Annotated in this window: 7 protein-coding genes; 3 read left to right on the top strand and 4 right to left on the bottom strand. The window is 64.7% G+C overall.

Annotated elements, in window-relative coordinates; genetic code table 11:
* The 4 genes from VFW45_06575 to VFW45_06560 all read right to left on the bottom strand — a co-directional run.
* Nucleotides 1–261: dihydroorotate dehydrogenase-like protein (locus VFW45_06575; protein ID HEU5180436.1), on the bottom strand; the 261-nt coding region annotated here is incomplete at its 3' end.
* Complete coding sequence (gene nifJ / locus VFW45_06570) at nt 258–3950, bottom strand: pyruvate:ferredoxin (flavodoxin) oxidoreductase (protein ID HEU5180435.1); 3693 nt, start codon at nt 3948–3950, stop codon at nt 258–260. The genes VFW45_06575 and nifJ, both read right to left, overlap by 4 nt.
* 4 nt (nt 3951–3954) lie before the next feature.
* Complete coding sequence (locus VFW45_06565; protein ID HEU5180434.1) at nt 3955–4896, bottom strand: bifunctional enoyl-CoA hydratase/phosphate acetyltransferase; 942 nt, start codon at nt 4894–4896, stop codon at nt 3955–3957.
* 185 nt (nt 4897–5081) lie between these two features.
* Nucleotides 5082–6104, bottom strand: coding sequence for a DUF6709 family protein (locus tag VFW45_06560; protein HEU5180433.1), 1023 nt, complete (start codon nt 6102–6104; stop codon nt 5082–5084).
* A 328-nt stretch (nt 6105–6432) separates the two neighbouring features.
* Between VFW45_06560 and VFW45_06555 the strand changes: the two genes are divergently transcribed.
* The 3 genes from VFW45_06555 (at nt 6433) to VFW45_06545 (ending at nt 10352) form a co-directional block, all read left to right on the top strand.
* Nucleotides 6433–7305: a YihY/virulence factor BrkB family protein gene (locus tag VFW45_06555; GenBank protein ID HEU5180432.1), complete on the top strand. Its 873-nt coding sequence runs from the start codon at nt 6433–6435 to the stop codon at nt 7303–7305.
* Nucleotides 7302–8249, top strand: a complete 948-nt coding sequence (locus tag VFW45_06550) for a transporter (protein HEU5180431.1) — start codon at nt 7302–7304, stop codon at nt 8247–8249. Before VFW45_06555 ends, VFW45_06550 begins: the two co-directional genes overlap by 4 nt.
* A gap of 1464 nt (nt 8250–9713) precedes the next feature.
* The gene (locus tag VFW45_06545) at nt 9714–10352 is read left to right on the top strand and encodes a hypothetical protein (protein HEU5180430.1); all 639 of its coding nucleotides are present in this window, start codon (nt 9714–9716) and stop codon (nt 10350–10352) included.
* The last annotated feature ends 121 nt before the right edge of the window (nt 10353–10473 follow it).

Genomic DNA, 10473 nt, shown 5'->3' with positions numbered 1-10473 from the left:
CTCGTCGGGCCCGAGAGCCGTCTCCTGCTCCGGATTGTAGGTAGTAGCTTCGGCGAAAGAATCGCCGTGGCTCTCGATGTTGAAGAAGTCGTCCATCTGCTCGCCCTTGATGTCCTCCTCGTACAGGGAGCGCAGGACCAGGGCCGCGGCGCCGGCATCTTCCAGCTCGGGGACCTTCTCGACATCGTCGGTGAGCGGACCGGCTCCGACCACCAGCGGATGGGGGAGCGTCAGACCCAGATAGCGCGTGGCGAGGTTCATGGCTTGGTCCCTTCGGGGGTAATCGGAGCGCCTGATGGTGGCACGCTCGCCGCGGGAGAGGGTGGCTGCGCGACGCCGGCGGCCGGAGCCGGCGCAGTGACCGTCGCAGCGGCCTCGGTTGTCGGCTCGTCCAGCGGCACGCTGATTCCCGCCAGCTGCTGATAGACGGAATAGCGCCGCCGCGCCTGCTTCTGCGCCTCCTCCAGGAAGTGCTTGAAGCGCTTCGGATCGGCCCGCTCGACCATCCGGAAGCGCGACTCGTTGCGCATGTAGTCGGCCACCTTCGCCGTCGGGGCGGCGTAATCCAGATGCAGCGGCGGCTCCCCCTTGACCAGGCGCCGCGGGTCGAAGCGATACAGCGGCCACACGCCCGAGTCGACCGCCAGCTTCTGCTGCGCCGCCCCCTGGGCCATGTCGTAGCCGTGCGCGATGCAGTGGCTGTAGGCGATGATCAGCGACGGCCCCGGATAGGCTTCGGCCTCGAGGAGCGCCTGGGTGGTCTGCGCCATCTTGGCCCCGAAGGCGACGCGCGCCACGTAGACGTGGCCGTACATGGTGGCCTGCAACCCCAGGTCTTTCTTGCCAACCGGCTTGCCGGCGGCGGCGAACTTGGCGGAGGCCCCCAGCGGCGTCGCTTTGGATTGCTGGCCGCCGGTGTTCGAATAGACCTCCGTGTCGAGGACCAGGACGTTGACGTCCCAGCGCCCCGACAGCACGTGATCGAGCCCGCCGAAGCCGATGTCGTAAGCCCAGCCGTCACCGCCCACCAGCCAGACGCTCTTCTTCACCAGGCTGTCGGCCAGAGAATCGAGCCGGCGCGCCTCGGGGAGATCGAGGCCGGCCAGGGCGGCGCGCAGCGCCTTCACCCGCTCGCGCTGCGCCAGGATCCCCGCCTCGGTGCCCTGATCGGCCTCGAGCAGCTCATTGACCAGCGTGTCGCCGAGCTTGGCCGCGAGATGCTGCACCAGGAAGCGCGCCGCGGCCTTCTGGGCGTCGAGCGCCAGCCGGAAGCCGAGGCCGAACTCCGCGTTGTCCTCGAACAGCGAGTTCGACCAGGCCGGCCCGCGCCCTTCGCGGTTGGTGGTGTACGGGGTCGTCGGCAGGTTGCCGCCATAGATAGAGGAGCAGCCTGTGGCATTCGCGATCAGCAGCCGGTCCCCGAACAGCTGCGTGAGCAGCTTCAGGTAGGGAGTCTCTCCGCATCCATTGCATGCGCCGGAGTACTCGAACAGCGGCTCCAGCAGCTGTGAGCCTTTGTGGTCCAGCCGCGCCACCTCGGTTCGCTGCGTCTCGGGCAGCGCCAGGAAGAAGTCGTAGTTGTCCCGCTCCGCGTCGCGCAGCGGCGCCTGCTGCTCCATATTGATCGCCTTGTGCTTCGGGTTGGTCCGGTCCTTGGCGGGGCAGACGTTGACGCACAGATTGCAGCCGGTGCAGTCCTCCGGCGCCACCTGGATGGTGTAGAGCTTCCCCTTGAAGTCGGTCCCCCGGTAGGCCGTCGACTTGAAGGTGACCGGCGGCGCGGCCAGATCGCCGCTGTCGTAGACCTTGGCGCGGATCGCGGCGTGCGGGCAGACCAGGGCGCACTGGTTGCACTGGATGCAGACCTTGGTGTCCCACACCGGGATCTCGAGCGCCAGGTTGCGCTTCTCCCACTTGGCGGTGCCGGTCGGCCAGGTGCCGTCCACCGGGAAGGCGCTCACCGGCAGCAGGTCCCCTTTGCCGGCCAGCATCACCGCGGTGACCTTCTGCACGAAATCGGGCGCCTTCTCCGACACCAGGGGCGGCCGGCGCCGGGACGCCGTCGCCGCTCCTGGGACCGGAACCTCGTGCAGGTGGGCCAGCGCCTGGTCCACCACTTCGCAATTGCGCTTCACCACCTCGGGGCCGCGCTTGCCATACGACTTCTCGATCGCCTTCTTGATCTGGGCGATCGCTTCATCTTTGGGGAGCACTCCGGAGATCGCGAAGAAGCAGGTCTGCATGATCGTATTGATGCGCCCGCCCATCCCGGCGCTCTTCGCCAGGGCGTAAGCGTCGATGACGTGGAAGCGGATGCGCTTGTCAATCATCTGATCCTGCACTTCCCGCGGCAGGGCGTCCCAGACCCGCCCCGGATCCCCCGGCGCGTTGAGAAGGAAGACGGCTCCCTCGGCGGCGTGCTCCAGCATGTCGATCTTGTCGACGAACTCGAACTGGTGGCAGGCGACGAAGCCGGCGCGCTCCACCAGATACGCGGAGCGGATCGGCCGCGGGCTGGAGCGCAGGTGCGAGACGGTGATGGCGCCCGACTTCTTCGAGTCGTAGACGAAGTAGCCCTGCACGTAGCGGTCGGTCTCCTCTCCGAGGATCTTGATCGAGTTCTTGTTAGCCCCGACCGTGCCGTCGGAGCCCAGCCCGTAGAACAGCGCGCTGCCGACGTCCTTCGGCTGGATGCGGAACGACTCGTCCCAGGGGATCGAGGTGTGGGTCACGTCGTCGACGATGCCGATGGTGAAGTGCCTCCGCGGCGAGGACTCGGAGAGCTGGTCGAAGACCGCCTTCACCATCGCCGGGGTGAACTCCTTCGAGGAGAGGCCGTAGCGCCCGGCCACGACGACCGGGTCCTTCGCAAAGGGGAGCGCCCCTTCGGCGCGCGCTTCTCCCAGCGCCGTCATCACATCGAGGTAGAGAGGATCCCCGAGGGCCCCGGGCTCCTTGGTGCGATCCAGCACCGCCAGCGCCCGCACGCTCTTCGGCAGCGCCGCCAGGAACGCGGTGCGCGAGAACGGACGATACAGCCGGACCTTGAGGACACCGACCTTCTCGCCTTTGCCCGTCAGCTCGTCAACTGTCTCGTGAACCGTCTCCGCGCCCGATCCCATCAGGACGATGACCCGCTCCGCCGCGGGGTGCCCGATATAGTCGAACAGGCCGTAGTGGCGGCCCGTCGCCTTGGCGAAGGCGTCCATCGTCTTCTGGACGATCCCGGGGAGGGCGTCGTAAAAGGAGTTGGCCGCCTCGCGCGCCTGGAAGAAGACGTCGGGATTCTGCGCCGTGCCGCGCAGCACCGGCCGATCGGGGGTCAGCGCCCGGGCGCGGTGGCCGAGGATCGCGGCCTCCGGGGCCAGGGCTCGCAGGACGTCGTCCTCGATCGCTTCGATCTTGGCCACCTCGTGGCTGGTGCGGAAGCCGTCGAAGAAGTGCATGAACGGCACGCGCGACTCCAGCGTGGCGGCGTGCGCCACCGCCGCCAGGTCGTGCGCCTCCTGCACCGAGTTGGAGCAGAGCATCGCGAAGCCGATCTGGCGGCAGGCCATCACATCGGAATGGTCGCCGAAGATCGACAGGGCATGGGTGGCCAGCGTGCGGGCGGTGACGTGCATGGTGAAGCAGGTCAGCTCCCCGGCGATCTTGTACATATTGGGGATCATCAGGAGCAGCCCTTGCGATGCCGTGAAGGTGGTGGCCAGCGCCCCCGCCTGCAGGGCGCCGTGCACCGCCCCGGCAGCCCCGCCTTCCGACTGCATCTCGGCAATCTCCGGCTTGGCTCCCCACAGATTGGTCTTGCCGCGGCTGGCCCACTCGTCGCACAGCTCGGCCATCGGCGAGCTGGGGGTAATCGGGTAGATGGCGATGACCTCGCTCAGCCGGAAGGCGACGGAAGCCGCCGCCTCGTTGGCATCCACGGTCATGTGGCGCTTTGGGCTCATCGTGTCATTTCTCCGCGGCGGCCTGCCGGCGCGCATGCGCCGCCAGCATCGCCACGCCGCAGCTGGCGATGCGCGAGCGCACCGAATCAGCGCGGCTCGTCAGGATGATCGGCACCTTGGCGCCGAGGACCAGCCCGGCGCTGTCGGCGTTCGCCAGGAAAGTGAGCTGCTTGGCCAGGATGTTGCCGGATTCGAGATCGGGGGCCAGCAGGATGTCGGGATCCCCCGCCACCTCGGAGCGGATCCCCTTGGTCTTCGCCGCCTCCTTGCTGATGGCGTTGTCGAACGCCAGCGGCCCGTCCAGGAGCCCGCCGGTGATCTGGCCGCGCTCCGCCATCTTGCACAGCGCCGCCGCGTCGATGGTGGCCGGCATCTTCGAGGTGACCGTCTCGACCGCCGCCAGGATCGCCACCTTGGGCTGCTCGCGCCCCAGCGCGCGCGCCAGGTCGATGGCGTTCTGGCAGATGTCGACCTTGTCCTCCAGGTTGGGGGCGATGTTGATGGCTCCGTCGGTGACCAGCAGGACCTTGTGGTAGGTGGGCACGTCCATCACGAAGACGTGGCTGATGCGCCGCTCGGTGCGCAGCCCCGCCTCGCGCGACACCACCGCGCCCATCAGCTCGTCGGTGTGCAGGCTCCCCTTCATCAGGAGCTCCGCCTCACCCTCGCGGACCAGCCGCACGGCGGCTTCGGCGGAAGCGTGGCTGTGGGGCGTATCGACGATGCGCAGCTTGGAGATGTCGGCGCCGGCGGCTTGTGCGGTCGCGCCGATCCTGGCAGCCGGGCCCACCAGGATCGGCACGATAAGCCCGAGATGGGCCGCCTCGACGGCGCCGGAGAGGGCCGACGCCTCGCAGGGATGGGCCACGGCGGTGGGCACGGGCTCGAGGCTCCGGCACCGCGCCAGCAAGACCTCGTATTTCCCGGTCCCGGTTGCGTGGCTCATGACGTCCCGTCGCGGGCTGGCCGGCGCGCAGCGCCGTACAGGCGATCACGCGCCGGATGGCTGCATTTTCACCGCCCAGCATAAAGAGGAGGAGGGGGGAGGCGGAACTGCCCTTTGGGGCAGGGGAGGTCGGCCAAGTAGACAGGATTGGCACGAGGGCGGAGGAAGCTACGTGCGAGGTTGGTTCAGGAGGAGCAGGCTTCTCTGCGACGCTCCTCGACGGCCGCGCAGAAATCGCGCGGGTGTTCTTTGAAGGCCTTTGCCAGCTCTTCGGTGTAGCCGAAGATCGCCCACGGTGCGCGCTGAGCCGCTGCCTGCAGCAGCTCATGTATCATCTTTTCAGAGCCCTGGGCAACGGTGCTGCCTCCGTAGCAGATGAACAAGGCATGGTAGTCCGTTCCACTCGGGACGAAGTTCACGCGCTTCTTGATCACTCGCTTGTAGGCCCAAACAAGATCCCTGAATCTGAGCACGTTGAATCTGAAAAATGATGCCTCGATCATGTAGCTGCGGGTGAAGATGCGATAGGCGCGAAGGCCTCCAGCAGCTTGCAGCTCATTTTCGATCTCAGCCGATATCTGGGCTGGGTCGCCCCAGGAAGCCGCCTGCTGCATGACGGGATGAGTGGCCGGATTCTGCCATCGGCGCCAGATAGGAAACACCTTCCATGCCGCGAGACCCACGAAGGCATGGCAAAGCACGATGACAAGCCAACCCGCGCTCCGGAAATGGCCAGATGCATCCAAGTAGAATGGATAGACATGATCCCGCATCGAGCGCGCCTCCGCCGTGGCGAACAATTGCGTCTCGAGGCTTCTGGGAAGGTGGGCCAGTTTCCCTTCGACAATGAGCGGCTGTCCCGACACGCTCTTGACGATCAAGAGTTTCCCTCCAAGGTCCAAGGCATAGTAGCTGGCGGTAATGCCGCGGGGGATCTTGACGCCACCGTGGGTTTCAACGGTGATTTCTTGAATTCCCGTGTCGACCGCATGATCCCCCGAGACCCGGACGAAGTACTTGAGCGACTGCGTCGGATCCGGCACGGCACCGAGATCGGCCGGGCTCACAGGAAATGGGCCGCCAATGAAGTTGATGAAGTATCGGGCGTTGGCGAGAATCAGGGCCAATCCGGAGACGGCCACGAGTGCCCACGGAACCATCTGGTGCAACGACTCCCGACGGCACATGCGCTGGATCCATGGGTCCATGGGTGCCCTCCATCGGTTCCTGTCGCGGCGGCGGGCATGGGTCTGATGCGGATCGTCACAGGTCAGCGTCGGGATGGCACTCGGCGTCAGTACAACCGCAGGTACCATAGCACACGCGCATGAACCACGGTGTCGTCAAATGGGCGGGGCGCGGCTCGCCCATGAGCAGGTCGTAGGACCTGGGAGCCAAGGCCCGGGCGGGGATCGGCGCCGGGCAGCGGAACTGTCCCTTGCGCAAGGGGGAGTAGGGGCAAAAGCCCGAAATTGGTACGATACGCCGCGCAACGGCCCGGGATTGCCGACCGGGTCCCGGAGGGGCGCGCGCAGCTTGGGGCTGATCGTCGAGATCCCTACCATCAGGCGTTTTCGCGCGGTGGTCCGCGTGGCCCTGCCGCGCTGGCTCGCGCCGCGCATCTCGCTGTTCGCGTCGGCGCTGGCCTTTCGCGCCCTGCTGGCACTGGCCCCCGTCCTCCTGATCGTGCTGTCGATAGCCGGCCATCTTCTTGGGGAGGAAGAGGCCCGGCGCACGGTGGCCGAATCGCTCGTCCGCTTCGCGGGCCGTGGGTCGGAGGACATGGTGACGGCCCTGCTGGGGATGGTCGCCCCCACCGAGCGCCTCACCACGGGGACCTTCCTGGGAGTGGCGCTGCTGCTCTACTTCGCCTCCTCCTTCTTCGCCCAGCTGCACGCCGCTCTGGATGCCGTCTGGGAAATCCGCTTGAAGACCTTCCGCCGCGCCCTGCTCGACCGCGTCATCTCACTGGGGGAGACGGTGCTTGCGCTCGCCGCGGTCCTGGTCGTCCTGGCGCTGGCGGTCCTGCGCTCGGTCGTTTGGCCGATCCTGCAGCGCTCGGGCGCCGCCGGGGAGGCCGCCTGGATGCTCTGGACGCGGCTCGCCACCTTCCTGATGATCGCCGGGGTCCTCGGCATGGCATTCCGGTACGTTCCCTCGGTCCGCCCGCGGCCGAGCTGGATCGCGGTCCTGGCGGGGGTGCTGCCGGCAACCATCCTTTTGAACCTGGCCAGCGAGGTGATTGGTGTGATCATCACCCGCAGCGCCCTCGCGTCCCTGTACGGCGCCGCGGGCAGCGTCATCATCTTCCTGCTGTGGGTCTACTACAGCTCCTGGATCTTCCTCTTCGGGGCCGAGGTCTGCCGCGCCTGGGACGAGGCGCCGCCCTCGGCGGGATGGACGTCATGAGGGATCGCTCGGCAGCGAAGCTGCAGCGCCGGTGGGTCCGGACGGCGGCGGTTGCGACAGCGGCCTTGCTCGCATCGTGGGTACCGGCGCGCGCCCAGTCGATCGAGCCGCGCCTCTTCTCCAATGCGCCCGTCGGGTTGAACTTCATCCTTATCGGCTATGTCTATTCGTCGGGCGGCGTGCTCCTCGATCCTTCCATCCCGCTCGAGGACGCCAGCCTGAAGATCCATGCCCCATTCCTCGGCTATGCGCGCGCGCTGGATGTGGGAGGGAAGTCGGGACAGTTTCAGGTGCTGGCCCCTTACGCCTGGCTCTCCGGCGAAGCGACCGAGGGAACGACCGGCCTGGTGCGGTCGCGCGACGTCAACGGCTTCGGCGACCCGGGATTCCGCTTCATGGTCAATCTGCACGGTGCCCCGGCGCTGCGCGCGCCGGAGTTCAAGGACTACAAGCAGGACATGGTGGTGGGGGTGAGCCTGATGGTGACCGCTCCTCTGGGCCAGTACGATCCCGACCGGCTGGTCAACCTCGGAACGAACCGCTGGTCCTTCAGGCCGGAGTTCGGCGTCTCCAAGGCGCTGGGCCCCTGGATTCTGGAAGGGATCGGGGCTGCGACCTTGTTCACCGACAACGATGACTTCTTCGGCGGGCAGCACCGCTCCCAAGATCCGATCTACTCGGCTCAGGGCCATGTCGTCTTCCGTTTTCCAAAAGGCGCCTGGACGTCCTTTGACGCCACCTATTACACCGGCGGCCGCACAACTCTCGACGGCGTGGAAAGCGACGACCAGCTGAGCAACTGGCGCTACGGGTTGACGGTCGCACTGCGGGTGAACCGGCGCAATTCGATCAAGCTTTACGCCAGCGACGGAGTCTGGACTCGCGTCGGCGAGGACTTCCGCCTCTACGGCGCCGCCTGGCAGCTGAACTGGGGCGGCTCTTAGGGCCCCACGTCCAGAAGCCGACAGTCACGTGGGTGGATTCGCAGCACTATCTTTTATGGCAGGTCAGCGTATCTTGGGTTTTTGGACTGCGGGCTCGAATCCGCGGGGGTTCTATTTAGTTGAGCCACGGGGCCTTCTCACCGAGATCCTATTGCAGCATAATTCCTTTAGTAGTGACGGGCCTCGCAATGATATCGAATAACACAGATCGGCACAAAATCTAGTTAGGTTCCAGGAGAAATGTTTGTACTCATTCAGGCTTTGGTGGGCTCTAGTAGTCCTCGTGGTTTTGACCGGGTGCCAGCATTCCAAACATGCCTCTCGTGCCCACGAGGTCGTTGATGGGCTTGGTCAACCGCTCGCAGGGAGTGACGTAAGGGATTCTGGGGACACATTTGAATGGCAGGACCGCGGCCCACTCGACTTCCTGAAACTGCTAAGAAGCCAACACGACTATTCTGTGCGTGGATTGCACCGCGGATGGTTAAAGGCGACCGATGTGCCGGAATTACTGGCCCTGCTTGATTCGAAGGACCCTTGTGGATCCGTCGCAATGGAAGCCTCTTCATATTATGAATCCGGTCTATCAACCGTAGGCCAGGAGGCGGCTTTCCTGATCGAAGGGTTTCGACGTGGACAATATCCACCTGGCTTGAACTCCACGCGAATGGAGCTGAATAGTGAAGAGCTCCGTACCTGGTGGCGAGAATACGAGAAGTCACTCGATGGAACCTAACCCGCGCTTACAGGCGACGGCGTGCGGGACGCGCTCGCCTGTCAGGAAACGACGGCTCCCGCACGCCGCGCCTGAACCGCAGCGTTAGATTGGCTTGAGCATGAAACGCAGCATCAATCTCTGGGCCTGCGCCGTGGGGGCTATTAGTCTAGCCCTCGCGGCATCGTCAGAGGGCACGGCACCGCGCGTGGAACTCGTCTTTACACGGAATCTGGTCGTAGTAGACCAAAGAATCGTTGCCGGCCCGCAGGGAGTTGTCGTCCCGATATGCGATGTAGGTGGCGAAGAGCACCTCTGCTGGCTCGCTTTCCACATCGAAGTTCAGTCCGGGTCGAAGTGGGTGCCCGCCTCGCTTAGTTACCGTGCCGGTATCCCTGATGGCATCCCCCTCGAGCGGGCAAGAGTCTTGAAGGTTGAGCCGGGGGCCAGTGCCACATTCAGAGCCGCGTTTCTCAAACGGGACTATGTTTTCAAGCCGGGCCAGATGGTCCGGCTTCGCGTTGACACGTGGCGAAGCGAAGAGGCTATGCGGGCGCACGATCCGCCTCTCACGCTCGTCACCTCCCCTTTTTCGGTCGACTGAGTGCTATTGTGACGATGCCACCTAACATGGCCATGCACCAGATGGTCTCGCGCGTCACGCCGCCTGCGAGATGCGGCAACCGGCGCGCCGCCCGGCCCGCGGGTGATGGCCGGCGTTAGCCAGACAAGAGAGGTAGTCTCAGTTCGTGGCCAAGATTAGGAAGATTGATCGGGTTCCTGGTAACGGAAGGCGCAATTACTACTTGGTCGATGCTTGCTTCTTGGTCAACAATTACATTCCCATCGCTATCGCTCCATCCGTGGGGGACCAAAAGCGTCTCACTGCCTGTCGAGAATGGTGGGACGAGATCCATGCGCAACTCAACGCCAACAAGGCCAGGGTCTACGTGCCTGATGTGTGCATTGCTGAAGCGTACAAGGTTCTTGCCAAGAAGTACTACACGGAACGCTGGTTCAAGTCCACTGCGTCCTTCCGCGGAGCAAGGCAGAAGATGGTGAAGGACATCAGCCTTCCGGCGCGAATGCTCAAAGCACAAGCGCGCCGAGTTCGCTTTCACGACATTTCGACCAGTCGGGACATCATCATTGCAGTGGATCGCTTTTATGAAATGCTTATGAAGCAATCGATCGAAGTTCAGCTTCCTGACCTCATTCTGTTGGCAACAGGGAAGTACCTGATGGACTTCTTCGACATCCCAAAGAACAGACTGCACATCGTTACGCTTGATAGGAAGCTTCGACGTGGAACTCAGAAGATCCAGGAGTTGCCGAATGCTTATGACCCGACAGAAGCGTCGGATTCGGTTGGGCGAATTTTCCGTTAGGGCGCTGGTTAACCTTGAACCTGACGGTCGCAAAGAACGCGCCCGCAGGTTAACGGCCATGCGTTAGGCGCATCGGAGGTCCCCATGCGAATCGAAGCAGCACTGGCGACTGTATTGCTTG

It is taken from the genome of Candidatus Polarisedimenticolia bacterium, assembly GCA_035764505.1.
In the GTDB taxonomy this organism is placed as follows: domain Bacteria; phylum Acidobacteriota; class Polarisedimenticolia; order Gp22-AA2; family AA152; genus AA152.
This window is presented reverse-complemented; position numbering and strand designations above follow the sequence as displayed.

Bases quoted from the DNA above. Each gene is read 5' to 3' on its own strand.
- nifJ (HEU5180435.1), bottom strand. From the start codon at position 3,950: ATGAGCCCAAAGCGCCACATGACCGTGGATGCCAACGAGGCGGCGGCT.
- VFW45_06565 (HEU5180434.1), bottom strand. From the start codon at position 4,896: ATGAGCCACGCAACCGGGACCGGGAAATACGAGGTCTTGCTGGCGCGG.
- VFW45_06560 (HEU5180433.1), bottom strand. From the start codon at position 6,104: ATGGACCCATGGATCCAGCGCATGTGCCGTCGGGAGTCGTTGCACCAG.
- VFW45_06550 (HEU5180431.1), top strand. From the start codon at position 7,302: ATGAGGGATCGCTCGGCAGCGAAGCTGCAGCGCCGGTGGGTCCGGACG.